General features: G+C 63.3%; 22 protein-coding genes. 17 read left to right on the top strand and 5 right to left on the bottom strand.

What is annotated here, in order from left to right:
- Window positions 1–10: 10 nt before the first annotated feature.
- Together NKH99_RS16365 and NKH99_RS16360 are read left to right on the top strand one after the other, a co-directional pair.
- Window positions 11–871 (top strand): DUF2497 domain-containing protein, encoded by an 861-nt coding sequence (locus tag NKH99_RS16365; protein WP_353014714.1) that lies wholly within the window; start codon window positions 11–13, stop codon window positions 869–871.
- Window positions 872–1,259: 388 nt separating this feature from the next.
- On the top strand, window positions 1,260–4,043 hold the full coding sequence (locus tag NKH99_RS16360) for a valine--tRNA ligase (RefSeq protein WP_353014712.1): 2,784 nt from the start codon (window positions 1,260–1,262) through the stop codon (window positions 4,041–4,043).
- Between the two features lie 79 nt (window positions 4,044–4,122).
- Here the strand turns inward: NKH99_RS16360 and NKH99_RS16355 are convergent, their stop codons facing one another.
- The gene (locus NKH99_RS16355) at window positions 4,123–4,413 is read right to left on the bottom strand and encodes a hypothetical protein (protein WP_353014710.1); all 291 of its coding nucleotides are present in this window, start codon (window positions 4,411–4,413) and stop codon (window positions 4,123–4,125) included.
- Window positions 4,414–4,503: 90 nt separating this feature from the next.
- Between NKH99_RS16355 and NKH99_RS16350 the strand changes: the two genes are divergently transcribed.
- The 3 genes from NKH99_RS16350 (at window position 4,504) to NKH99_RS16340 (ending at window position 8,551) form a co-directional block, all read left to right on the top strand.
- A complete protein-coding gene (locus NKH99_RS16350) occupies window positions 4,504–5,724 on the top strand; it encodes an OmpP1/FadL family transporter (protein WP_352470410.1) in 1,221 nt (406 codons plus the stop codon).
- 279 nt (window positions 5,725–6,003) lie between these two features.
- Window positions 6,004–7,728 (top strand): dihydroxy-acid dehydratase, encoded by a 1,725-nt coding sequence (gene ilvD / locus NKH99_RS16345; protein WP_352686585.1) that lies wholly within the window; start codon window positions 6,004–6,006, stop codon window positions 7,726–7,728.
- Entirely contained in the window at window positions 7,715–8,551 is an 837-nt protein-coding gene (locus NKH99_RS16340; RefSeq protein WP_023678939.1) for a tetratricopeptide repeat protein, read from the top strand. The genes ilvD and NKH99_RS16340 overlap by 14 nt, the downstream gene beginning before the upstream one ends.
- Window positions 8,552–8,575: 24 nt before the next feature.
- Here NKH99_RS16340 and NKH99_RS16335 read toward each other — a convergent pair whose 3' ends face one another.
- The 4 genes from NKH99_RS16335 to erpA all read right to left on the bottom strand — a co-directional run bounded on the left by NKH99_RS16335 (window position 8,576) and on the right by erpA (window position 10,535).
- Complete coding sequence (locus NKH99_RS16335) at window positions 8,576–8,893, bottom strand: hypothetical protein (protein WP_023678938.1); 318 nt, start codon at window positions 8,891–8,893, stop codon at window positions 8,576–8,578.
- Window positions 8,894–8,970: 77 nt separating this feature from the next.
- A complete protein-coding gene (gene xth, locus NKH99_RS16330; RefSeq protein WP_023678937.1) occupies window positions 8,971–9,765 on the bottom strand; it encodes an exodeoxyribonuclease III in 795 nt (264 codons plus the stop codon).
- A gap of 30 nt (window positions 9,766–9,795) precedes the next feature.
- Window positions 9,796–10,185: a VOC family protein gene (locus NKH99_RS16325; RefSeq protein ID WP_352470415.1), complete on the bottom strand. Its 390-nt coding sequence runs from the start codon at window positions 10,183–10,185 to the stop codon at window positions 9,796–9,798.
- 2 nt (window positions 10,186–10,187) lie between these two features.
- Window positions 10,188–10,535 (bottom strand): iron-sulfur cluster insertion protein ErpA, encoded by a 348-nt coding sequence (gene erpA, locus NKH99_RS16320; RefSeq protein WP_352539735.1) that lies wholly within the window; start codon window positions 10,533–10,535, stop codon window positions 10,188–10,190.
- A gap of 73 nt (window positions 10,536–10,608) precedes the next feature.
- Between erpA and NKH99_RS16315 the strand changes: the two genes are divergently transcribed.
- The 12 genes from NKH99_RS16315 to NKH99_RS16260 all read left to right on the top strand — a co-directional run bounded on the left by NKH99_RS16315 (window position 10,609) and on the right by NKH99_RS16260 (window position 25,370).
- On the top strand, window positions 10,609–11,823 hold the full coding sequence (locus NKH99_RS16315) for a deoxyguanosinetriphosphate triphosphohydrolase (RefSeq protein ID WP_353014708.1): 1,215 nt from the start codon (window positions 10,609–10,611) through the stop codon (window positions 11,821–11,823).
- 61 nt (window positions 11,824–11,884) lie between these two features.
- Window positions 11,885–13,642: an arginine--tRNA ligase gene (gene argS, locus NKH99_RS16310; protein WP_353014707.1), complete on the top strand. Its 1,758-nt coding sequence runs from the start codon at window positions 11,885–11,887 to the stop codon at window positions 13,640–13,642.
- Window positions 13,643–13,745: 103 nt separating this feature from the next.
- On the top strand, window positions 13,746–17,396 hold the full coding sequence (locus NKH99_RS16305) for an SPOR domain-containing protein (protein WP_353014706.1): 3,651 nt from the start codon (window positions 13,746–13,748) through the stop codon (window positions 17,394–17,396).
- A 116-nt stretch (window positions 17,397–17,512) separates the two neighbouring features.
- The gene (nagZ, locus tag NKH99_RS16300; protein WP_352815675.1) at window positions 17,513–18,532 is read left to right on the top strand and encodes a beta-N-acetylhexosaminidase; all 1,020 of its coding nucleotides are present in this window, start codon (window positions 17,513–17,515) and stop codon (window positions 18,530–18,532) included.
- A 58-nt stretch (window positions 18,533–18,590) separates the two neighbouring features.
- Complete coding sequence (locus NKH99_RS16295; protein WP_352490754.1) at window positions 18,591–19,391, top strand: segregation and condensation protein A; 801 nt, start codon at window positions 18,591–18,593, stop codon at window positions 19,389–19,391.
- Window positions 19,388–20,167: an SMC-Scp complex subunit ScpB gene (gene scpB, locus NKH99_RS16290; protein ID WP_352470421.1), complete on the top strand. Its 780-nt coding sequence runs from the start codon at window positions 19,388–19,390 to the stop codon at window positions 20,165–20,167. The genes NKH99_RS16295 and scpB overlap by 4 nt, the downstream gene beginning before the upstream one ends.
- A gap of 178 nt (window positions 20,168–20,345) precedes the next feature.
- Window positions 20,346–20,567 carry a twin-arginine translocase TatA/TatE family subunit gene (locus tag NKH99_RS16285; protein WP_023678929.1) on the top strand — a complete coding sequence of 74 codons (222 nt, stop codon included), beginning with the start codon at window positions 20,346–20,348 and terminating at the stop codon, window positions 20,565–20,567.
- 45 nt (window positions 20,568–20,612) lie between these two features.
- Window positions 20,613–21,320 carry a Sec-independent protein translocase protein TatB gene (tatB, locus tag NKH99_RS16280; RefSeq protein WP_353014705.1) on the top strand — a complete coding sequence of 236 codons (708 nt, stop codon included), beginning with the start codon at window positions 20,613–20,615 and terminating at the stop codon, window positions 21,318–21,320.
- Window positions 21,317–22,180 carry a twin-arginine translocase subunit TatC gene (gene tatC, locus NKH99_RS16275; RefSeq protein WP_352539741.1) on the top strand — a complete coding sequence of 288 codons (864 nt, stop codon included), beginning with the start codon at window positions 21,317–21,319 and terminating at the stop codon, window positions 22,178–22,180. The genes tatB and tatC overlap by 4 nt, the downstream gene beginning before the upstream one ends.
- A 465-nt stretch (window positions 22,181–22,645) precedes the next feature.
- Window positions 22,646–23,950 carry a serine--tRNA ligase gene (serS, locus tag NKH99_RS16270; protein WP_353014704.1) on the top strand — a complete coding sequence of 435 codons (1,305 nt, stop codon included), beginning with the start codon at window positions 22,646–22,648 and terminating at the stop codon, window positions 23,948–23,950.
- Window positions 23,950–24,708: a 5'/3'-nucleotidase SurE gene (gene surE / locus NKH99_RS16265; protein WP_352539743.1), complete on the top strand. Its 759-nt coding sequence runs from the start codon at window positions 23,950–23,952 to the stop codon at window positions 24,706–24,708. The genes serS and surE overlap by 1 nt, the downstream gene beginning before the upstream one ends.
- The gene (locus NKH99_RS16260; RefSeq protein ID WP_352500868.1) at window positions 24,705–25,370 is read left to right on the top strand and encodes a protein-L-isoaspartate(D-aspartate) O-methyltransferase; all 666 of its coding nucleotides are present in this window, start codon (window positions 24,705–24,707) and stop codon (window positions 25,368–25,370) included. The genes surE and NKH99_RS16260 overlap by 4 nt, the downstream gene beginning before the upstream one ends.
- Window positions 25,371–25,543 lie beyond the last annotated feature (173 nt).

Genomic DNA, 25,543 nt, shown 5'->3' with positions numbered 1-25,543 from the left:
GGATGTGACGATGGCGACGGCAAGCAGCGTACAGCGCGAACCTTCCATGGAAGAAATACTGGCTTCCATCAGAAGGATCATCGAGGACAGCGATACCGGCCGCAAGCAGCCGGGCGACGCGGACGAGCTGCGCCAGGATCTGCAACCGGCGCCGGCAACCGGACGGGCAGCGGAGGGGGATGCGTTCCGCTCCGAACTGCGCGGCGGGCTGGAGATCGCCAAGCCGGCCGCGCGCGCCGAGGTGCAGCCAACGGCCGCGCCGGTCATTGAGCGCCAGGAAACGCCGCTGCGCGCCGGCCCGGTAAAGGCAGCGGTGACGCTGGCTGAGGTGAACACCGCTCCAGCAAAGCCGGATCAGCCTGCGACAGCCAAGGCTGCCGAGACGACCGACACCATCATCGCCGATTGGCGGCGCGAGATCGCCGCGGTCGGCGACGCGATGGCCAAGCCGGAGCGCGCCGAGCCACTCCGGACGCCGGACGCCGAGCCGAAAGCCGAGGTTTTCGAGAACGAGGCGACTGCTGGACCTGTGCCGGCGCCTTCGGAAATTGGGCCGGAGCCTTCGGAAAGCGGCCCGGAACCTTCTAAAATCGGCCCGGAATCTTCGAAAATCGGATTGGCGCGTCCGGCGGCCAGCGAGGCGCCGTCCCTTCGGCCGGCGATCCTTTCGGAGCATACGGGCCGGCAGGTTGCCGCTGCGTTCGGTGAACTTTCAGACGCGTTTGCCAGCCGCAGCAAGAAGACCTTCGACGAGATGGCCGAGGAGATGCTGCGGCCGATGCTGCAGGACTGGCTGGACAACAACCTGCCGACGCTGGTCGAGCGGCTGGTGCGCGAGGAAATCGAGCGCGTCGCGCGCGGCGCGCAGTAGCAATTCGGAGAGCCGCCAATGGGCGGCGCTCGACCGGCGAATTGTCGAAGTCGGCGCTGCCCCTCATCCGCCTGCCGGCACCTTCTCCCCGTATAGTGACGGGGAGAAGGGGTTGACCGCAATTTAGGCGCCTTTTCCGCAACGCTCGTGACTGGCGAAAACTTCAGTCAGGCGTTTTTCTCCCCGTCACTATACGGGGAGAAATGCCCGGCAGGGCAATGAGGGGCAGCGCAAACCTGAAGCGATTGCCTTGCAACATTCAGTCCCGCGAGTTGCACCGAACCATCCCGGCGCTATCTATTGGCCATGCCGCCCTTGCGGTTGACTTGGCAACAACCTTCCGATTTACACCGGACCACAAATTCCGGACAGCGCGGACCGTTTTCCCATGCTCGAAAAGACCTACGACGCCAAAGCCGTCGAGCCGAAGATTGCCAGGATCTGGGAAGAGGCCGACGCGTTTCGGGCCGGTGCCGGGGCCGAGGAGGGGGCTGAAGCCTTCACCATCGTCATCCCGCCGCCGAATGTCACCGGCTCGCTGCATATGGGTCATGCGCTCAACAACACGCTGCAGGACATTCTGGTGCGCTTCGAGCGCATGCGCGGCAAGAACGTTCTTTGGCAACCAGGCATGGACCATGCCGGCATCGCCACGCAGATGGTGGTCGAGCGCCAGCTTATAGAAAAGCAGATTCACCGCCGCGACCTGACGCGCGATGAGTTCATCGACAAGGTGTGGGAATGGAAGGCAGAATCCGGCGGGGCCATCCTCAACCAGCTGAAGCGGCTCGGGGCCTCGGCCGACTGGAGCCGGGAGCGCTTCACCATGGACGAGGGCCTGTCCAAGGCCGTGCTCGAAGTGTTCGTGACGCTCTACAAGGAAGGGCTGATCTACAAGGACAAGCGCCTTGTGAACTGGGACCCGAAGCTGTTGACTGCCATCTCGGATCTCGAGGTCGAGCAACAGGAGGTCAACGGCAACCTCTGGCACTTCCGCTATCCGGTCGAAGGCATGACCTTCGATCCGGAAAATCCGAAGACCTTCATTACCGTTGCGACGACCCGCCCGGAGACGATGCTGGGTGATACGGCTGTCGCCGTCCACCCCGACGACGAGCGTTTCCGGCATCTTGTCGGCAAGAACCTCATCCTGCCGATCGTCGGCCGCAGGATCCCGGTGGTGGCGGACGAGTATTCCGATCCCGAAAAAGGCAGTGGTGCGGTCAAGATCACGCCGGCGCATGACTTCAATGATTTCGAGGTCGGCAAGCGCCACCGGCTGCCGGCGGTCAACATCCTCACCGTCAATGCGGCGGTGAGCCTCAAGGACAATGAGGACTTTCTCGCCGGACTGGACGTGACGCCGGAGCGCCAGGCCGTCTGGGACAGCCTCGACGGCCTCGACCGTTTCGATGCGCGCAGGAAGATCGTCGAGCTGATGCAGGCGGGCGGCTTTCTCGAGAAGGTCGAGCCGCATCGCCACACGGTGCCGCACGGCGACCGCGGCGGCGTGCCGATCGAGCCGTTTCTGACCGACCAGTGGTATGTCAATGCGGCGGAACTGGCCAAGCCGGCGATCGCCTCGGTGCGCGAGGGCCGTACCAATTTCGTGCCCAAAAACTGGGAAAAGACCTATTTCGACTGGATGGAAAACATCCAGCCCTGGTGCATTTCGCGCCAGCTCTGGTGGGGCCACCAGATCCCGGCCTGGTACGGGCCGGACGGGCATGTCTTTGTCGAAAAGACCGAGGAAGAGGCGCTCGGTGCCGCCGTCGAATACTATCTGGCGCTGGAAGGGCCGTGGAAGGCCTGGGTCGAGGACAAGCTCGAGAATTTCCAGCCTGGCGAGATCCTGACCCGCGACGAGGACGTGCTCGATACATGGTTCTCGTCGGCGCTGTGGCCGTTCTCGACGCTTGGCTGGCCGGACCAGACGCCGGAGCTGAAGACCTATTACCCGACCGACGTGCTGGTGACCGGTTTCGACATCATCTTCTTCTGGGTCGCCCGCATGATGATGATGGGCCTGCATTTCATGGACCAGGAGCCGTTCCATACGGTCTATGTCCACGCGCTGGTTCGTGACAAGAACGGGCAGAAGATGTCGAAGTCGAAAGGCAACGTCATCGATCCGCTCGAGCTCATCGACGAATACGGCGCCGATGCGCTGCGCTTCACCTTGACTGTGATGGCAGCGCAAGGCCGCGATGTTAAGCTCGATCCGGCGCGCATTGCCGGTTATCGCAATTTCGGCACCAAGCTGTGGAACGCGACGCGCTTCGCCGAGATGAACGAAGTGGCGCGCGACGACGATTTCTGGCTGCAGGACGCCAAGCTGGCGGTCAACCGCTGGATCCTGACGGAGCTGACGCGAGCCGCGCGCGACATAACGGACGGCATCACCTCATACCGCTTCAACGAGGCGGCGGGTGCCGCCTACCGCTTCGTCTGGAACCAGTTCTGCGACTGGTACCTCGAACTGCTGAAGCCGGTGTTCATGGGCACCGACGAGGCCGCCAAGGCCGAGAGCAGGGCCTGCGTCGCCTTCGTACTCGACGAGATCTACAAGCTGCTGCATCCGATGATGCCGTTCATGACCGAGGAACTGTGGGCCGAAACCGCCGGCGAGGGCAGGCAACGGCAATCGCTGCTTTGTCATGCGGCATGGCCGTCGCCCGACTTCGAGGACGAGGCGGCGGCCGCCGATATCAACTGGCTGGTCGACCTTGTCTCCGGCATCCGCTCGGTGCGTTCGGAGATGAACGTGCCGCCGGCGGCTATCGCACCGCTCGTGGTGATCGGCGCCAACGAAACGACACGCGAAAGGCTCGAGCGTCAGGACTCGGCCATCAAGCGTCTGGCGCGGGTCGGCGACATCTCGCTCGCCGAGGCGCCACCCAGGGGATCCGCCCAGATCGTCGTCAACGAGGCGACGATCTGCCTGCCGCTCGGCAGCCTGATCGACCTTGCCGCCGAGGCAGCGCGCCTGCACAAGGAGCTTGCGAAGGTGACCGAGGAAATAGCGCGGCTCTACAAGAAGCTGTCCAACGAGAAATTCGTCGCCAACGCGCCGGAAGAGGTGGTGGAGGCCGAGCGTGAAAAACTCGCCGAATATCGCGAGGCGCAAGAGAAGCTTTCGGTGGCATTGGCGCGGGTGCGCGATGCCGGTTGATCGAATAGATTGGGCCGGTTGATCGAACAGATTGGGCCGGCTGATCAAACAAGTTGATCGAACAGATTGGGCCGGCTGATCAAACAAATTGGGCCTGCTGGCCGCAATAGATTCGCCGGTCACGAATCTGCCTTCCAGACAGGCCGCCTGCCACGAAAACGGGCATTCCGCAGCGTAAATCTTGAGGCAAACTGAATGTTTTTGCCCCATTGTTGCCATAATGTAACAATGGCTGACTGGGCACGCAAAATGCCCTGTTCTGCAGTGATTTAGAGGGTTTTCCCGAGTTTTCTCGTCGATCTGTATTGTGGCGGCCATTTTCCCGCCTCGGCAACAAGGCCGACACCTTGTCGGAAATGCGTTCAGCCAAGCTGTACATGTACGCACGGCGAATTCGTTGTTGCGCCGTTAACCTGAATTGGTTCTAGCTTGATGCAAGGATATTTCGGGGAGGAGATTCATGTGTTATTCGCGTCTCAAAGTGCTGCTGGGCGCGGGGGCTTTTTCGCTGGCTTTGGCTGGGACGGTGCAAGCCGGGGGCTTTGACCGGGGCGGCGTCAACATCGATCAGCTGTTCGACGCGGCGCCATATTCGTTCGACGCAGGCGTCACCTATGTTTCGCCACAGCGCAAACTCAAGAATGTGCAGCGTCTCGATGGCTCGGGTTTGTCGACATCGGCGGTGGACGTTGGTGGCGATTATGCGGTGCCGCATGTCGGCATCAAGGCCAACATCTTTGAGCCCGTAGACTGTCTTGCCACCTATACGAGACCGTATGGTGCGGACGCGAATTTCGGCATGAACAACGCCTATTCGCCGACAGCGGTCAAATACGCCGTCGACACAGACGATTTCGGTCTCACCTGCTCCTATAAGGTGAACGTCGGCAAGGGCGCCATACGATTCATCGGCGGTGTCTCCTACCAGCAGGTAGACGCGTTTCTTTCCCGTCAGACACTGCTCGCCTTCGGCAATACCGGCCTCGGTGTCTTCAAGCTATCCGACGAGGCATGGGGTTGGCGTGCGGGCGCAGCCTATGAGATCCCCGAGATCGCTCTGCGCGCCAGCCTGATGTACTCTTCGAGCTACAAATATGACGGGCTGTCGGGAACCGTCGACACGACCGGCTTCAGGGGCGCCTTTCCAGCGGATCTGATTCCCGGCTCTACCGGCGTGTACCCAGTCTCGGCGTCGGCTGAGATACCTCAGGCTCTGGAATTCAAGCTGCAGAGCGGCATAGCTCCTGGCTGGCTGGCCTTTGGTTCCATCCGCTGGCAGGAGTGGAGCAAGCTTGGCGTCATTGCCATCAATGGCGTGCGCAGTCCGGTAACCGGTTTGCCCTCGCCCGTTTCATTCGACCTGCTTTATCGCGACGGCTGGACGGTCACGGGCGGTATCGGGCACAAGTTCACCGATCAATTGTCGGGCGTGGTTTCGCTGACCTGGGATCGCGGCACCTCGACGACCTCCGGCTATCAGTCGGATACCTGGGCCGTTGCCAGCGGCGTCTCCTATTCGCCGAACGATCAGGTCGAGGTCAGGCTCGGCGGCTCGATCGGTGTGCTGACGAGCGGGTCATCGACTTTCAGCGGTGTCGGCGACGTGGCAAATGCCGTTACCTATACCTACGGCAACGACCTGCTTCTCGCCGGTTCGGCTTCCGTCAAGATCAAGTTCTAACTATTAAATTTTAAACGACAAAACGGCCGGGCACTGCCCGGCCGTCGGTTGGATGCATGGCGTCCGGCATTCGGCTGGCGCAACAATTGTCCCCATGATGTTCGCTCCGATAATTGTGACGTTTTGGCAACAGTTTCTGAACAACCCTCGCGTCGCCCGGCCGCCCGGGAACATTGCCTATTTCCCGCCATAAACCCGGCGCACCTCGAACCTGTCTCGGGACATGCGCCAAAAGGCTAGGCGAAGAGGCAGGCCGCACCGCCCGCGGCAAGGACGAGTATGGACGCCAGAGCGATCTCCAAGGCCAAGCTGCCGAGCCGCCACGTGACCGTTGGTCCCGAGCGGGCGCCGCATCGCTCCTACCTTTATGCTATGGGGCTGTCGGCGGCCGAGATCGCGCAGCCTCTGGTCGGTGTCGCCAGCTGCTGGAACGAGGCCGCGCCCTGCAACATCTCGCTGATGCGCCAGGCGCAAGTGGTCAAGAAGGGCGTGGCGGCGGCCAACGGCACGCCACGCGAATTCTGCACCATCACCGTCACCGACGGCATCGCCATGGGTCATCAGGGCATGAAGTCGTCGCTGGTGTCGCGCGAGGTCATCGCCGACTCGGTCGAGCTCACCATGCGCGGCCATTGCTACGATGCGCTGGTTGGATTGGCCGGTTGCGACAAGTCGCTGCCCGGCATGATGATGGCCATGGTGCGCCTCAACGTACCGTCGATATTCATCTATGGCGGCTCGATACTGCCCGGCAGCTACCGTGGCCGGCAGATCACCGTGCAGGACGTGTTCGAGGCGGTCGGCCAGCATTCGGTCGGCACCATCGGCGACGCCGAGCTGCTCGAGATCGAGCAAGCCGCCTGTCCATCGGCCGGCTCCTGCGGCGCCCAGTTCACCGCCAACACCATGGCCACCGTCGCTGAGGCGATCGGCCTGGCGCTGCCCTATTCCTGCGGCGCGCCGGCACCCTACGAGATGCGCGACCGCTTCAATTTCGCTTCCGGCGAAAAGATCATGGAGCTGATCGCAAGGAACATCCGCCCGCGCGACATCGTTACCATAAAAGCGTTGGAAAATGCCGCGACCGTGGTCTCGGCCACCGGCGGCTCGACCAACGCGGCGCTGCATCTGCCGGCGATCGCGCACGAGGCCGGGATAAAGTTCGATCTTTTCGACGTGGCCAGGATATTCGAGAAAACACCTTATATCGCCGACCTCAAGCCGGGCGGCAAATACGTCGCCAAGGACATGTTCGAGGCAGGCGGCATTCCGCTGTTGATGAAGACGCTGCTCGACCATGGCTATCTTCATGGCGATTGCCTGACGGTGACCGGCCGCACTTTGGCCGAAAATATGGAACATGTTGCCTGGAATGACAGCCAGGATGTGGTCCGTCCCGCCAACAGGCCGATTACCCAGACCGGCGGGGTCGTGGGCTTGAAGGGTAACCTTGCCCCCGAAGGCGCGATCGTGAAGGTCGCAGGTATGGCGGAGCTCAAATTCTCGGGTCCGGCACGCTGCTTCGATTCGGAAGAGGAATGTTTCGAGGCCGTTACGCACCGCAACTATAGGGAAGGCGAGGTTCTCGTCATCCGTTACGAGGGTCCGCGCGGCGGCCCGGGCATGCGCGAAATGCTGTCGACGACGGCGGCTCTCTACGGCCAGGGCATGGGCGGCAAGGTGGCGCTCATCACCGACGGGCGTTTTTCGGGCGCAACGCGCGGTTTCTGCATCGGCCATGTCGGGCCGGAAGCGGCAGTGGGCGGCCCGATCGGGCTGCTTAGGGATGGCGACTTGATCTCGATCGATGCGGTGAACGGCACGATCGAGGTTGCATTGTCCAAAGCCGAACTGGCGGCGAGGGCAAAAGCATGGAAGGCGCGCACGACCGACTATCAGTCGGGCGCGATCTGGAAATACGCACAGACGGTCGGACCTGCCCGCGACGGCGCGGTCACCCATCCCGGCGGTGCCAAAGAAACACACTGCTATGCGGACATCTGAGTTGTTGAGGTCGTCTGTCCTTTCGGCACTGGTTGCGCTCGCCACGTTTGGCGCGACCTTGGGCGCCGTCGGCCAGGCCATGGCCTTCGACGACAAGGTGTTCGACGACAAGACCGGCGTGAAGCCGCAGTCGAGCCCGTGGGCGGTGTTCCAGTTCGGCTTTTCCGCCTACAAGAACGGCCATAAGGAGCAGGCCGCGGAAGCCTATAAATATGCCGCCGAGAACGGCCAGATCGGCGCCACCTGGAAGCTTGCGCGCATGTATGCCGAAGGCGATGGCGTGGCGCGAGACGACTACGCGGCGTTCAAGTTCTTCAGCGAGATCGTCGACCAGGATGTCGAGCCCGGTTCGCCCGAGGAAAGCTATGTTTCGGACGCGCTGGTGGCGCTCGGCGACTATCTGAGGAAGGGCATTCCCGGCAGCCCCGTCGAGGAGAACGAGGTGGCGGCCCAGGAATATTACATGCGCGCCGCCGCCAACTACCGCAACCCGAACGCCCAGTTCGAGATGGGCCAGATGTTCCTCAAGGGTGAGGGCGGCGTCAAGGCCAGCGTCAAGCAGGCCGGACGCTGGTTCCAGCTGGCGGCCGAAAAGGGCCATGCGGGCGCGCAGGCCACGCTCGGCAACCTGCTCTTCCAAAGCGGCAAGATCGTGCGGGGGCTGGCGATGATGACCGCGGCGCTCGAACGGGCCTCACCCGCGGACCAGCCATGGATCCGCGGCATGCAGGAAGAAGCGTTTGCGGCCGCCGGCGAAGCCGACCGCCGCACCGCGATCTCGCTGGCCGACGACATCCTCACCAAGGGTGGCGGCGACCAATAGGTCGGCAGAATTTCCGTTTTGAGATCAATTGTCGGTCGGTTCCGCCGGCATGCCGCTGGGCGCCGGTGTTGAGATCGGCGTGCCCTGCAGATGTGGGGCCAGCGTGTTCTCCGGGCAGCCATCCCGCTGCTTTGTCCAGGATGTGTTGTTGAGCACCATCTCGCAACGGGCGAGGTAGCTTTGGCCGGCAAGCGTCAGGCAGGCGACCCGGCCGATCTGGAATGATTTGCCGTTAGCCAGGCACTCTGCATCGGCAAAAGCCGGCGTCGCCACCGCCATCGCAAGCGCGCAGCCGATCGGGCAAAGTGCAAATCGAGTAGTCATGGGAACCCCAGCCACCATGATGATTTCTCATTAAGCGCGCGATTTGTGGCGATAAGAGGTCAACTTATCATTGTGCCGCCGGACAGCAGCTCCGGTCAGGCCGGCTGCAGCGCCAGATCGATCGCCACCGGCACGTGGTCGGAGGGTTTTTCCCAGGCGCGCACCTGTTTTTCGATCGAAGCCGAGGAAAACCAGTTGGCGGCTTCGGGCGACAGAAGCAGGTGGTCAATGCGGATGCCGTTGTTCTTCTGCCAGGCGCCGGCCTGATAGTCCCAGAACGTAAAAATGTCCGGGGCGTCGGTGACGGCACGCACGGCTTCGGTGAAGCCGAGATTCTTCAGCCGCCGGAACGCTTGCCGCGTCGCGGGCTGGAACAGTGCATCGCTTAGCCAGTTTTCCGGATACTTCGCGTCGATCGGCTCGGGAATGACATTGTAGTCGCCGGCCAGGACCAGCGGCTCTTCCAGAGCAAGCCGCTCCTCGGCCCAGCGCTCAAGTCGCGCCATCCAGGAAAGCTTGTAGGAGAACTTCTTCTCGTCGTCGATCGGGTTGCCGTTCGGCAGATAGATCGAGGCAACGCGCAAGGCGCCCTTGTCGGTCGAGAACACGCCCTCGATGAAACGCGCCTGCTCGTCGGCATCGTCGCCCGGCAAACCGCGATTGACCTCGTCGAAACGCAGCTTCGACAGGATGGCGACGCCGTTGAAGCCTTTTTGGCCGTAAGTCTCGACATTGTAGCCGAGCGCCTCGATCTCGGCGCGGGGAAACTGCTCGTCGACCGTCTTGATCTCCTGCAGGCAGGCGATGTCGGGCGCGCTTTCCGTCAGCCAATGGGTCAAATTGCCGATGCGGGCGCGAACGCCGTTGATGTTCCAGGTGACGATTTTCATGACGGCCTCGATAGGCTGGTGGTCCGGAGACTAGCGATCCGGTGGATGACGTTCGACAAGGCCGATCGTATTGCCTGCCGGGTCCTTTAGGAAGGCCATCCATTCGCTTTCCCCCGCCTGGCCGAACAGGCCTTCGGTGTCGCGATGGACGAGCGCCGGCGGCGCGGTGAAGGGAACACCGGCGGCCCTTGCCGAAGCGTGGAACTCGTCGAGGCCCGATATGTCGAGATAGACGGTGCCGGCAGGCAGGCCGTCGGTGAAAAGCAGGCGCACGTCACCGGCCATGATAAAGGCGATGCCCGGCGGATCGAAACGCGCATGCAGGTTCATGCCGAGCACTTCGCGCCAGAACGCCAGCGTCGCATCGAGGTCGCGCCCGGCGGAAAGCGCGACCTGACGGACCGCGCCGATGTCGGGCATTTCTAGATCGAGAAGCTGGTGCCGCAGCCGCAGGAGGCGACCGCATTGGGGTTTCTGATCTGGAACGACTGGCCCATCAGATCGTCGACGAAATCGATCACCGAGCCGCCCATATAGACCAGCGACAGGTCGTCGATCAGCACGGTGGCGCCGTCCTTCTCGATGGCGACGTCGTCGTCATTGCGCCCATCGACCAGGTCGAACTTGTAGGAGAAGCCGGAACAGCCGCCGCCCTCAACCGAAACGCGCAGCGCCGTCTTGCCGGCTTCGCTCGCCACAATCTTGGCGATCCGCCTGGCGGCGGCGTCGGTCATCTCGACTTTCATGGCGGTCTTGGCATCAGCGCCCATGGGCGTCACCTTGCTTTCGGTTTTGTATGATAGGTATGAAGCGCGACCGGGCAAGTCAACTGCGGCATACGCTATGACCAACGAGTTGGGCGACATCGGATTCGGCTATCGGCCGCGCGCGGCCTATGCCAGCGACCCGGCGAAGTCGCGCGGGCGGCTGTTCGACGAGGTGGAAAGCCCGACGCGCACGCCGTTCCAGCGCGACCGCGACCGCATCATCCATTCGACGGCGTTCCGCCGGCTGAAGCACAAGACGCAAGTGTTCGTCGCGCACGAAGGCGACCATTACCGCACGAGGCTGACGCATTCGATCGAGGTGGCGCAAATCGCACGCGCTCTGGCGCGGGCGCTGCGCGGCGACGAGGACCTGGCCGAGGCGGTGGCCCTGGTGCACGACTTCGGCCACACGCCCTTCGGCCATACCGGCGAGGACGCCCTGAATGAGAAGATGGCCGCCTGGGGCGGCTTCGACCACAATGCGCAGTCGCTGCGTGTGGTGACGCGGCTGGAGCGGCGCTATGCCGAGTTCGATGGGCTGAACCTCACCTGGGAAACGCTGGAGGGGCTGGTCAAGCACAATGGCCCGCTGACCGATGCCAAGGGCAAAGGGCTGAAGGGGCCGGTGCCGCAGGCTATCCGCGACTATTCCGAACTGCACGACCTCGAGCTCGACCGCTTCGCTGGTATCGAGGCGCAGTGCGCGGCGATTGCCGACGACATCGCCTACAACACCCACGACATCGATGACGGCTTGAGGGCAGGGCTGTTGACGCTCGATATGCTGGAAGGCGTCTCGCTGCCGGGGTCGATCCTCAAGGGCGTGCGTCAGCGCTATCCGGCGCTCGATGACGTACGCACCGGCCACGAGCTGATGCGCCGGCAGATCACCATCATGGTCGAGGACGTGATCGTCTCGACGACGGCCAATCTGGCGCGCATCAAGCCTGACAGCGCCGAAGCGGTAAGGGCGGCCGGCGAGCCGATGGTGAGCTTCTCCGCCGAGACGGCCGTATTGGAAAAGGAGCTGAAGGCCTTTCTCTACAAGCACCTCTACCGGCATGCGGAGGTCATGCGGGTGCGCGCCGATGCCGACCAGATCGTCAGGGACCTGTTCGACGTCTATTTCGCCGATCCGCGCGCCATGCCGGATGGCTGGCGCGAAGGGCTCGACCGGGCAGAGGACCGCGTCAAGGCGCGCAGTGTTGCCGATTTCCTGGCCGGCATGACGGACACTTATGCGCTCAAGGAACACAGGCGTCTGTTTGACCATACGCCGGATTTGAGCTAGGGCGGGCGCGATTTTGCCGGCCAACGCGCCGGATCCATGCAAAACCGTCAGAGCCATAGCAATGAACATCTTCGCCGATTTCAACGCGCGAATCATAAAGGCCGTCGAAGCGCTTGATTTGAAAGACAAGGATGGCGCGTCGCCGGACCTGTCGCGCATCGCCGTCGAGCCGCCGCGCGATGCCAGCCATGGCGACCTCGCGACCAACGCTGCCATGGTGTTGGCCAAGCCGACCGGCCAGAGCCCGCGTGCGCTGGCCGAAAGGCTGGCCGAGGCGCTGCGCGCCGACGAGGATATCGCGGCCGCCGAGATCGCCGGCCCGGGCTTCGTCAATCTCAGGCTCAAGGACGGCTTCTGGCAGGCGCATCTGACGGCGCTGCTCGGCGAAGGCCGCAATTACGGCCGCTCGACTGTCGGCGGCGGCAAGAAAACCAATGTCGAATATGTCTCGGCCAACCCGACCGGCCCGATGCATGTCGGCCATTGCCGGGGTGCTGTGGTCGGCGACGCGCTGGCCAATCTGATGGCCTTCGCCGGTTACGACGTGACCAAGGAATACGTCATCAACGATGCCGGTTCGCAGATCGACGTGCTCGGACGCTCAGTCATGCTGCGCTACCGCGAAGCGCTCGGCGATGAGATCGGCGAGATTCCGCCCGGGCTTTATCCAGGCGACTATCTGATCCCCGTTGGTCAGGCGCTGGCCAGCGAATTCGGCCGCTCCCTGCTGCAGATGCCGGACGAAGAGGCGCTTGCCATCGTCAAGGACAGGACGATCGATGCGATGATGGCGATGATCCGCGAGGATCTGGCGCTGCTCAACGTGCATCACGACGTCTTCTTCTCCGAGCGGACGCTGCATGCCAACAATGCGAAGAAGATCCGCTCGGCGATCAGCGACCTGACGCTGAAGGGCCACATCTACAAGGGCAAGCTGCCGCCGCCCAAGGGCGAGAAGCCGGACGACTGGGAGGACCGCGAGCAGACGCTGTTCCGCTCGACCGCGGTCGGCGACGACATGGACCGGGCGCTGGTCAAGTCGGACGGCACCTTCACCTATTTCGCCGCCGATGTCGCTTACCTCAAGGACAAGGTCGATCGCGGCTTCGTCGATCTGATCTATGTGCTTGGTGCCGATCATGGCGGCTATGTAAAACGGCTGGAAGCGCTTGCCCGGGCGATTGCCGGCGACGAGGTCAAGCTTACCGTGCTGCTTTGCCAGTTGGTGAGGCTGTTTCGCGCCGGCGAGCCGGTACGTATGTCGAAGCGGTCGGGCGAGTTCGTGACCTTGCGCGAAGTGGTGGAGGAGGTCGGCCGCGACCCGATCCGCTTCATGATGCTCTACCGCAAGAACGACGCGCCGCTCGACTTCGACTTCGCCAAGGTGACCGAGCAGTCGAAGGACAATCCGGTGTTCTACGTGCAGTACGCCTCGGCGCGCTGCCATTCGGTGTTCCGGCAGGCGAGCGAGCAATTGGGCGAGGCCATGTTCGACCGCAACCAGCTGGCCGCCGAAGTGGCTTTGCTGACCGATGAGGGGGAGATCGGCCTGATCAGGAAGCTCGCCGAATATCCTCGGCTGATCGAAGCCGCGGCGCTCGCGCTCGAGCCCCACCGGCTGGCATTTTACCTCTACGAACTCGCTTCCAGCTTCCACGGACACTGGAACCGGGGCACCGATAATCCCGACTTACGTTTTGTTAAGGTTAACGACCGACAATTGACGCATGCCAGACTAGGGCTGGTGCAGGCTGTTTCGGACGTTTTGACGTCCGGCCTGACGCTGATCGGAGCCAATGCGCCCACCGAAATGCGTTAGGTTTGAGTAAAAAACCTGTCACCTTTTGCCCACATTGCGCTGGTAAGGGCCAACCCTACGCGACGTCCATGGCGTCCGAATGAGTGCGAGTTCGGGAACAATAATGGCAGACAGAACCCAGCTGAGAGCAGCCGACCACAACGACATCGCCAACGATGATCCGTTCGCGGAACTGACCAGGATCATGGGGTTCGACCCGCGCCAGCCGGTCAAACCGCAAACGCCGGCACAGCCGAAAACCGCTGCCGCCGAACCGTCGCTGGACGAGGGCGATTTCGAGATCGATCTCGAGAAGGAGTTGATGGGCGAATTCGGCGCCGACGCCAATGACAATGCTTCCCCTGCCAAGCTTCGCGAGCCGACACCCGAACCGGCCGCCGCCGACGAAATGGAGGACGCGCTTGCTGCCTCGTTCGAACAGGATTTCGCGTTCGACGACAGTGCGGCGGATGATGCTGCTCCTGTTGCAGCCACTTCTGTTGCCGCCGACGAAATTGCCTCCGCCCCCGAAAGGGCGTTCGCTCCCGCCGTCGAGCCGGAGTTCGACGACGATTTCGATAACGCCGTCGCCGGCTCGCTCGAAGACGTGTCGCCGTTCGAGGACGACCTTTCGAGTGACGACGAACTTGCCGCCTCGCTCGACCAGGATTTTCGGCACGACGACGATGTGACGGCCAAGATCGCGGTGACCGGCGAGGATGAACCCAGGGCCGCAGCCGAGGCGATCGAGCCGGTCGACGAGCCCGCCTTCGACGATGAGTTCGACGATGCCGTTGCAAGCTCGCTCGAAGACGAGCTGATGTTCGACAAGCGTGAGCCGATGGAGCAGACCGTCGCCGTTGAAACCGCCGCGCAAGCGGCCGCGCCTGCGTTCGATGACGAGTTCGACGATGCCGTGGCAAGTTCGCTCGAAGACGAGCTGATGTTCGACGAGCATGAGCCGGCGGAAAACGTCGCCGCCCCGGCATCGCCGGTTGAGGCGGTTTCGGCCGATGAGGATCTTGCCGGCCATTTCGATGATGCCATGGCCGATGTCGACATGGACTTCGACGTTCGCTCGGACGGGCCTGCCGAAATCGAAGAACCAGAGTTTATCGAAGAGCAGTCGATCGAAGAGCCAGAGGCCGCCCGGCTTTCCGGCACGGCCGCTGAAGCGGCGTTCGACGACGATTTCGATCTGAGCTTCGACGATGCGCCTGCCGAGGAAGCCGAAGAACCCGTGGCGCAGGTTGCGGCCGAACCAGCGGCGCCGGCCGCTGTCGTCCCGACGGCCCCAGTGGCTGAGGAACGCAGCCTGGAAGACGAACTGAACGCGCTGCTCGGTGCGATGAGCACACGGCCGGCACAAGCGGTCAACGAACCTCAGACAAGCCCGCAGACTGCCCAGAAGCCCGTGATGGCTGTTCAGCAGCCTATCGCGCCGGTAATTCAGAAGCCAGCAGTGGCCGCTGAACAGCCAATGGCGGCGGTCAAAGACGTCGCCAACGAACCGGTGCATGCTGTCGACGAGCTGGATTGGGAACTCGACGAGCACGAGCCCGCTGAGCCGCAGCAGTCCAGTGCCGCCGATGACGCCGATCTTGGCAGTGTCCTCCTCGATGAGCTTGAAGGCGAGGATTTCGGTGTTGAAGCCGCTGCCGGACCCGCGGATGATCTCGACAGCGATGCACTCGATGCCGACTTCGCCAGGAATATCGGCCTGGATCATGACTCGGCCGACAAGAGTGCGGCAGCTGCTGCCGAGGAAGACCCGCTCGATGCGCTGAACTGGCTGACGACACGCGCCACACCGCCCGAGCCGGCCCGCTCGTGGAGCCGCGTGACACCGGTCGCACAGCCTCAGCCCGCTTTTGCAAGCCAGCCGATGGCTTCGGCGCGTTCGGCACCACCGCCGCAGCCGGCTGGAACGCCGTCCTATCGGGCCGCACCGGTCGAAGAGAGGCCGTCCTATGAAAGCCAGGCATCCCGTGAAGAGAGGCCGTCCTATGAAGATCGGCCCGCCTACACGGAAGCTGCACCAACTTCGCGTCAACAGCCCTCCGCCTATGACGAGATGCCCGATGTCGAGACGGTCGACGTGCCCGAGCGCGTCGTGGCGCTGGCGGACGATCTCGACATTCCGGAGCTCAACTTCGACGATGACGAGCCGGTGGCGCCCGCCTACGACGATCTCGATGCCGATTTTGCCAGCCTTCTCACCGAAATGAATGCAACGGATATAGCGCCTGCCCCGGTGCGCAGTGCTGGCTATGACGATGAATACGATGCCGGCTTCGCGTCTGGCTACAAGCAAGATCGTAGCGAGACGCGCGCCTATGGCGCCAAGCCTGCGGTAGCCCCCGTCAGCGCGGCGGCTGCTTCCTATGCCGATGCAGCGGACGGTTTCGATCTGGGCCCATTGCCCGGTGGCCAGCCGGTTTCGCAGGCCGACGATTTCACCTTCGATGAGCTCGACTACGATCCCGAACTGGACGAGGAGATGTCGGTTCCGGGCCTTGCCGAACGCGGGGCCGAAAGGCAGCCGCGCAGGCGCGGGCTGCTGATAGGTGCGGTGGTCGGCGCCGTGGCGATCGCCGGAGGCCTTGGCGCCTTTGCGTTGACCCTCGGCGGCAAGAGCGGCGGCGATGCGCCGGTTATCGTCAAGGCCGACAACAGGCCGATCAAGATCAAGCCGGAAAATCCAGGCGGCACCGTCGTGCCGAACCAGGACAACAAGGTTTATGACGCTGTGGTCAAGGGCACCAAGCCCGCCGAGCCGGTTCAGCAGAAGCTGGTCACCAACACCGAAGAGCCTGTGGACCTGAAGGCCAACGAACCGGAGAGCCGCGTCGTCGATCTTTCGCCCAATGACCCCGATGCCGCGGACGATATCGACGCGCCCGGCACCGCGGCGTCCGACACCGACGGGGCTGGCACCAATGCGCCCGGCACCAGCGCGTCTGACTCCAGCACGCTTGGCGCCAGTGCGGCTGGCGCTGCCGAAACCGCCGCCGCACCGGCGCCCAAGTCCGAGGATCGCATCGCGCAGGTTCTGCAGGAGGCCGAGAAGGGTGCAACCCCCGAGATCGTCGCCGTTGCGCCGCGCAAGGTACGGACCATGGTCGTGAAACCTGACGGTTCGCTGGTGGCGCGCGAGGATCCGGCGCCTGCCGCCCCGCAGATGGCTGCTGCCGAGCCGGCCGATCCGGCGCCGCAGCACGTCGCTCCGTCGGCCCAGGCCGACGCCGCCGCGCAGACCGGCACCGTGCCCCTGATCGACCAAATCACAAGTGATCCGAAGATTAGCGACCAGCCGAGCGGCGATCAGGCCGAAACCTCCAAGCTGCAGCCGGCGCCCAAGCCCGACACAAAGGCTGAAGCCAAGGCCCAGGCGTCAGCCAGCAAGCAGTCCGCCAGCACCCCGGCCACGGTTCCGGTGGCGCCGCAGCGCCCGTCCGACCAGCCGGTCGATGTGGTTGGCGAGGTCAAGCCCGATCAGGTCGCTTCCATCGATCCGGCCGCGGCCGGGGCTGGTTCGTGGTCGATACAGATCGCTTCGCAGCCGACAGTCGAAAGCGCCCAGGCGACTTACCAGGATCTGCAGCGCCGCTACGGCAGCGTGCTTTCCGGCCGCACCGCCAACATCGTCAAGGCCGAGATCGCCGGCAAGGGCACCTTCTACCGCGTCCGCGTTCCGGCGCAGTCTCGCAACGAGGCGATCAAACTGTGCACCAGCTACAAGGCTGCCGGCGGCAATTGCTTCGTGTCCCACTAGGCACCAAGGCCCCTCGAAAAGCCGGCGTCCGCGCCGGCTTTTTTGCGTGAACGGAAACCTCTGAAGGCAATTACGGGCGATTCCCTTTGTCGGCGCGAAGCTCTAAACTGTTCCGCATGACCGAATCAAAATCCATGATCCTCGGCTGCGCCGGGAAATCACTGACCCGCAACGAGATCCGTTTCTATCGCAACGAATGCCCGTGGGGCTTCATCCTGTTTGCGCGCAATATCGGCGAGACCGAGCAGATCCGCGATCTGGTCGCCGCCATGCGCGACTGCGTCGAGCGTGCGGACGCGCCGGTATTCATCGACCAGGAGGGCGGCCGCGTGCAGCGCCTGCGGCCGCCGCTGGCGCCGAACTATCCGGCTGCCGGTGCACTCGGCGCCTTGTGGCGCGACGACCATGACGCCGGCACCCGTGCCGCCTGGCTGATGGCGCGGCTGCATGCCTTCGACCTGCTGCGCTACGGCATCACGGCGGATTGCCTGCCGGTGCTCGATGTGCCGATCGAGGGCGCCAGCGACGTCATCGGCGCGCGCGCCTATGGCAAGGAGCCGCGCGCCGTCATCGAATTGGGTCGCGCCGCGGCGGAAGGCCTGATGGCGGGCGGCGTGCTGCCGGTGATGAAGCATATTCCCGGCCATGGAAGGGCCTTCGCCGATACGCATTTCGAACTGCCGACCGTCGACGCCTCGATCGGCGACCTGCAGCGGCATGATTTTGCCCCGTTCAGGGAGCTCAACCATTTGCCGATGGCGATGACGGCGCATGTCGTCTATAGCGCGATCGACCCGAAGAACCCGGCCACCACATCCGGCAAGGTCATCGAAGAGATCATCCGCGACGAAATCGGCTTCGACGGCCTGTTGATGAGCGACGACACCTCGATGAAGGCACTTTCTGGGGATTTCCCGTCAAAGGCGGCCGCGATCCTTGCGGCGGGCTGCGATCTGGTCCTTCACTGCAACGGCGTGTTCGAGGAGATGGCCGGCATTGCATCGCGCACGACCGGGCTGGAAGGCAAGTCGTTTGAGCGCGCGGAGCGGGCGCTGACCTATATCAGGAACCGCGACGTGGCGGACGAAACCGAGATTCGGGCCGAATTTGCCAGTTATTTCGACGCGGTGGCCTAGCATCAAAGGAAGCGAAGTGGCGGAAACATTGGACCTGAAGGCCGGCAAGGCCGCACCGATGGACCGCTTGTGGGCCGAGAACGACGATTCCCGGCTGACCGGCGATCCGGCGTTGGTCGTCGATGTGGCCGGCTTCGAAGGTCCTCTCGATCTTCTGCTGCATCTTGCCCGCAATCAGAAGGTCGACCTGTCGCGCATCTCGATCCTGGCGCTGGCCGAACAGTATCTGGCCTTCGTCGAGAAGGTGAGGGCGCTGAGACTGGAGCTTGCCGCCGACTATCTGGTGATGGCCGCGTGGCTGGCGTTTCTCAAGTCGAAGCTCCTGATCCCCAAGCAGCCCGGCGACGAAGGCGAAAGCGGCGAGGAACTGGCGGCGGTGCTGCAGTTCCGGCTGAAGCGGCTCGAGGCGATGCGCGACGCGGCGGCACGGCTGGTCAACCGCAACCGGCTTGGACGCGACGTGTTTGCACGCGGCATGCCGGAAATGGTCATCGTCGAGAAGCGCAATGCCTATTCGGCCTCGCTCTACGACCTGTTGACTGCCTATGCCCAGCAGCGCCAGAAGCAGGCAATAACCAATGTGACGATCGCCAGGCGCGGCGTGTGGTCGCTCAAGGATGCGCGCGACGTGCTGACCAGGCTGATCGGGTCGCTGCGCGACTGGACGGCGCTCGACAGTTTCCTGGTCGAATATCTGGCCGCCCCGGAAGAGCGGCGCACCGCGGTTGCCAGCTCGTTTGCGGCGACGCTGGAACTGGTGCGCGAAGGCAAGATGGAAATGCGGCAGGACCAGGTGTTCGCGCCGCTTTATCTGCGCGGCCGCGCCCAGGCCATCAAGATAGTCGAGGTAACACCATGAACGAACGCGCCAACGCTTCGGTCATTCCGTTCAAGGTCGACGACGACGCCGAGCAAGGCGCGGTCGCCGAAAACCCGGCACAAAATCAGGGGCAGAATTTGTCGCGGAATCCTGGCGAGCGGCTGCATATGGCGGAGGCCGTAAGGATGGCCGAGGCGATCGTATTCGCCAGCGCCGAGCCGGTCAGCGAAAAACAGCTCACTTCGCGACTGCCCGACGGCATCAACATTGCCGCGGCAATGGCCGAACTGCAGCAGATCTATGCGCGGCGCGGCGTCAATCTGGTGCGCGTCGGCGATGCCTGGGCGTTTCGCACCGCCGGCGACCTCGCCTTCCTGATGAGCCGTGACACGGTGCAGCAGCGCAAGCTGTCCCGCGCTGCCCTCGAAGTGCTGGCGATCATCGCCTACCACCAGCCGGTAACGCGCGCCGAGATCGAGGACATCCGCGGCGTCGAGACGTCAAAGGGGACGCTCGACACGCTGATGGAGACCGAATGGGTGAGGATGCGCGGCCGGCGCCGCACGCCGGGCCGTCCCGTCACCTACGGCACGACCGACATTTTCCTCGACCATTTCGCACTGGAGGAGATACGCGATCTCCCCGGCATGGAGGAATTGAAGGGTGCCGGGCTGCTGTCCGGCCGCATGCCGTCGAATTTCTCGGTGCCGCTGCCGCCGGCCGACCCCGATGCGCTCACCGACGACGAGGATCCGCTGACCGACATCGACCTCGAAGAACTCGGCCTTTTGACGCCGCGCGTCACGGAAGATTGAGCCGAGCGCCATCTTAAAGCCACAGGCAGGATGGAACTGCGCCGATTGGTAGCGGGCCGCCGTGCCGAAAGTGCGTGACTTCGGCGACTCATTTATGAACTCTGTCGCAGTTCTGTTTGAATCCGAACCCGAAAGCGCATAGATCAGCGTCTGGGAAACCGTTCGAGAGAGATTTGCTATGGGTTCATTTTCGATTTGGCACTGGATGATCGTTCTGGTGATCGTGCTGCTGGTGTTCGGCCGCGGCAAGATCCCCGAGTTGATGGGCGACATGGCCAAGGGCATCAAGAGCTTCAAGAAGGGCATGGCGGACGACGAGACTGCCGAGGACAAGCGCACCGTCGAACACCGTTCCGACGAAACCGTTTCGGTACCGAAGGAAAAGGCCAGCAAAAGCTGAGCCCAAAATTTTCGTCGGCCAAAACTTGAGTCGGAACGTATAGCCATGTTCGAAGTCGGCTGGACCGAGATGCTGGTGATCGCGATCGTCATGATCGTGGTCGTCGGGCCCAAGGATTTGCCCAACATGCTGCGCACCTTCGGCCGCACAACGGCGAAGCTGCGCGCCATGGCGTCCGATTTCCAGCGGCAGTTCAACGATGCGTTGAAGGAAGCCGAGCTCGACGACGTCAAGAAGTCGGTCGATTCGCTGAGAAGCCTCAATCCGGCAGCCGAGATCAGGAAGCAGCTCAATCCATTCGAGCAGGCCGCCGCCGACGTCCGTTCCGGCGTCGACGCAGTGATGAAACCCAAGCCGGCCGTCGATGCCGCCGCTGCGACGGAGCAGGCGGCCGAGCCGCTTAAGAACGGCGCAACGACGATGCCCGGCGTCAGCCCGCCGGAGCCGACGCCGGCCACGCCGATCTTTCCGGCGATGACGGACGAGTCCGTCGTAGCGCCGGCAGTGCAGGCGCATACGGCTGCAGCGGCCGTGCCGAAAAAAGCACCTGCGGCAAAGAAGAAGCCAGCGCCCGCAAAAGCCGCGGCCGCCGCGCCGGCCAAGCCGGCAAAGACTGCTGCGCCAAAGGCTGCCGCAAAAGCTGAGCAAAAAGCGCAGTCGTCAGCAGCGAAGAAGCCGGCGTCAGCAGCGAAGAAGCCGGCGTCAGCAACGAAGAAGCCGGCCGCCAGGAAAACGGCGGGAGCCGCCAAGTGAGTGTTTCGGACAAGGAAAAGGACGAGATAGAAAAATCGTCGGCTCCGCTGATGGAGCACCTGATCGAGTTGCGCCGGCGGCTGATCTGGTCGATCGGCGGTTTTTTTGTTGCCTTCCTGGTCTGCTTCTTTTTCGCCAAGCGGCTGTTCAACCTTCTGGTCGTTCCGTTCAGATGGGCGACCCAATGGGCCGGGCTCGACCCGCACAAGGTCGAGCTGATCTATACGGCGCCACAGGAGTTCTTCTTTACCCAGGTCAAGCTCGCCATGTTCGGCGGCATGGTCATCGCCTTTCCGCTGATCGCCACGCAGATCTACAAATTCATCGCGCCCGGCCTCTACAAAAACGAGCGCAACGCCTTCCTGCCGTTCCTGATCGCCTCGCCGATCCTGTTCCTGATGGGCGCGTCGCTGGTCTATTTCTTCTTCACGCCGATGGTGATGTGGTTCTTCCTCGCCATGCAGCAGACCGGCACCAACGACCAGGTGCAGATTTCGCTGCTGCCGAAAGTGTCCGAATATCTCAGTCTGATCATGACGCTGATCTTCTCCTTCGGCCTGGTGTTCCAGCTGCCGGTGGTGACAAGCCTGATGACGCGGGTCGGCATGCTGTCGTCAACGGCCCTGGCCGAGAAGCGCAAATGGGCGATCGTCATCGCCTTTGTGGTGGCGGCGGTGCTGACGCCGCCCGACCCGATGAGCCAGATCGGCCTCGCCATTCCGACGATCCTGCTCTACGAGGTCTCGATCTGGTCGGCCCGGCTGATCGAACGCAGCAAGGAGCGCGACCGTGTGGCCCGCGAAAAGCAGGACGCCACCGAAGAGGTGGCCGAAAAGCCGGCGGACGCGTCTTCGACATAGGTTCGGTTGACCGGCTGGCATCTTTTTGCCGGCCGCAGCAACTTTGTTCTTGCTTTGTGCCGGCAGCTATGCTATTAATTTGGGTATGGTGCTGATTCGGCGCCGACGACCCGCCCACTGAGGCGGGTTTTTTTGGCTCAGATTCCTTTCGACCAAATGTTGCGAGTGCTGCCGACATCAATGTCGGCGGGACAGCGCCCCCCTCTGTCCTGCCGGACATCTCCCCCTCAAGGGGGGAGATCGGCCGTCATCGCGGCTTTCGCAGATCTCCGGCGCTGAAAAAGCAAGCCGTCGGCGAAGCTGCCGATCTCCCCCCTTGAGGGGGAGATGTCCGGCAGGACAGAGGGGGGCGCGAAGGAACTCGGCTTGACATCTTGCATCGATCAGGGATGCGGTTTACGCCCTCTGGTCTTTGTTTTGGGCATTTCCTTGCCCCGAAACCGCCGTGCCGAGGACGAACAGACCATGCTTGATATCAAATGGATTCGCGACAACCCGAGGGCCCTTGTCGAAGCGCTCCAGAAGCGCTCGTGGTCGGCCGGGGATGCGCAGTCCACGGTCGACGACCTGATCGCCGCGGATGAGGCGCGGCGCGAGCATCTGACCGAGCTGCAGACCAGGCAGGAACGCCGCAACGCCGCATCGAAGGAGATCGGCAATGCCATGCGCTCGGGCGATGCAGCTCTTGCCGAAAGGCTGAAGGCCGAGGTCGGCGAGATCAAGGCCTTCATCCAGAATGGCGAGGCGCGCGAGCGCGAGCTCGACAAGGCGCTGAACGATGCGTTGGCAGTGCTGCCAAACGTGCCGTTCGACGATGTGCCGGTCGGCAAGGACGAGCACGACAACGTCGTCAAACGCGTCGTCGGCGAGGTGCCGACGCGGCCGAATTGGGTGAAGGAGCATTTCGAGATCGGCGAAGCGCTCGGCATGATGGATTTCGAGCGGGCAGCACGGCTTTCCGGCTCGCGCTTCACCGTGCTCAAAAGCGGCCTGGCGCGGATGGAACGCGCGCTCGGCCAGTTCATGCTGGATCTGCACACCACCGAGCACGGCTACGTAGAGATCCAGCCGCCGTTGATGGTGCGCGACGAGGTGCTTTTCGGGACCGGGCAACTGCCGAAATTCGAGGAGGATTTATTCTTCGTGCGGCACGGGGACGGCAGGCTTGGCCTAATCCCAACCGCCGAAGTGCCGCTCACCAATCTCGTTCGCGACGAGATCACGCCGCACGAAAAACTGCCGCTGCGCTATACGGCGCTGACGCCGTGCTTCCGCTCCGAGGCGGGCTCGGCCGGGCGCGACACGCGCGGCATGCTGCGCCAGCACCAGTTCTACAAGGTCGAGCTGGTGTCGATCACCGACCAGGAGACTTCGGTTGCCGAGCACGAGCGCATGACCGAATGCGCCGAGGAGGTGCTGAAGCGGCTCGGCCTGCCGTTCCGCACCATGACGCTGTGCACCGGCGACATGGGCTTTGGCGCGCGCAAGACCTACGACATCGAGGTCTGGCTGCCCGGCCAGAACGCCTATCGCGAGATCTCGTCGTGCTCGGTATGCGGCGATTTCCAGGCGCGGCGCATGGACGCCCGCTACAAGGACAAGGACGGCAAGGGCAATCGCTTCGTCCACACGCTGAACGGCTCCGGCACCGCCGTCGGCCGTGCGCTCATTGCCGTCATCGAAAATTATCAGAACGAGGACGGCAGCGTAACCATTCCTGAAGCGCTTCGGCCTTACATGGGCGGTCTGGAAAAGATCGAATCGAAATAATGCGCATCCTTCTGACCAACGACGACGGCATCCATGCCGAGGGCCTTGCATCACTCGAACGCATCGCGCGCACGCTGTCGGACGACGTCTGGGTGGTGGCACCGGAACAGGATCAGTCCGGCTATGCGCATTCGCTGTCGATCTCGGAGCCGCTGCGGCTCAGGAAAATCGGTGAAAAGCACTTTGCGGTGCGCGGAACGCCGACCGACTGTGTCATCATGGGCGTGAAGAAGATCCTGCCCGCAGCGCCTGACCTGATCCTGTCCGGCGTCAATTCCGGCGCCAACATCGCCGACGACGTCACCTATTCGGGCACGGTCGCCGGCGCCATGGAAGGCGCGCTGCTCGGCGTGCGATCGATCGCCATCAGCCAGGCCTATTCCTATGTCGGCGAGGACCGCGTCGTTCCTTACGAGACCACCGAAGCGCTGGCGCCGGCCCTGCTCGAAAAGCTCGTCGCCATGCCGTTGCCGGACGGCGTGCTGCTCAACGTCAATTTTCCGAACTGTGCGCCGGAAGAGATCGCCGGAACTGTAGTCACTTCGCAGGGCAAGCTGGTCCACAGCCTGTGGGTCGACGAGCGGCGCGACGGGCGCGGCCTGCCTTACTACTGGCTGCGCTTCGGCCGCGAGCCGGTCGAGGGCAAGCAAGGCACCGACCTCAATGCCTTGCGCAATCGGCTGGTGTCGGTGACGCCGCTGCAGCTCGATCTCACCGCGCATGAAATCCGCGATCAACTGGCCAAGGCGCTCGCATGAACTTGAACCACGCTGCAACGGTCGACGAGCGCGAAGGTTTCGCTGCCTTCCTGCTTCGCCTGCGCGGCAGGGGGACGGTGCCGAAGGCGCTTATCGCCGCCTTCGAGGCGACGCCGCGGCGCGGCTTTCTGTCTCCGCATTTCCACTCGATAGCCTGGTCGGACCGTATGCTGCCGATCGAATGCGGCGAGGCCATCGAAGGCGCCGACCTGCAGGCGGCGGTGATCGCGGCACTTGCCATCGAGCCGGGCAACCGGGTGCTCGAGATCGGCACCGGATCCGGCTACACGGCGGCGGTGATGTCGCGGCTTGCCGCGCGGATCGTCACCATCGACCGTTACAAGACGCTGGCCGAACAGGCCCGGCAGCGTCTCGAGGCACTCGCCATCGGCAATGTCATCGTGCGCCAGGCGGACGGTTCCAACGGGCTGGCCAACGAAGCGCCGTTCGACCGCATCGTCGCCTGGGCGGCCTTCGACAGCCTACCGCGCTTCCTCCTCGACCAATTGTCGAGCGGCGGCATCGTCATCGCGCCGATCGGACCCGACGAAGGCGAGCAGGTGCTGGCCAAGCTGACCAAGGTCGGCAGCCGCTTCGAACGCGAGGATATCGGCCTGGTGCGCCTGCAGCCGATCCTGCACGGTGTCGCCGCGGTGATCTGATTCCGGGTACATCGCGCCGCTTGGGGATCAGCCGAAGCCTGTCGTTTCGTCATCCTAGGACGACGAAGTTGAGAGCCTTCCTCGAATATTTTAAGAAAATTTGCGTCTGATTCTACAGGTTTAACCGACCGGTAACATTAACGCGCTTTAATCACACTCAGTTGTACCGGGTC

It is taken from the genome of Mesorhizobium sp. M0854, assembly GCF_040319815.1.
Taxonomy (GTDB): Bacteria; Pseudomonadota; Alphaproteobacteria; order Rhizobiales; family Rhizobiaceae; genus Mesorhizobium.
This window is presented reverse-complemented; position numbering and strand designations above follow the sequence as displayed.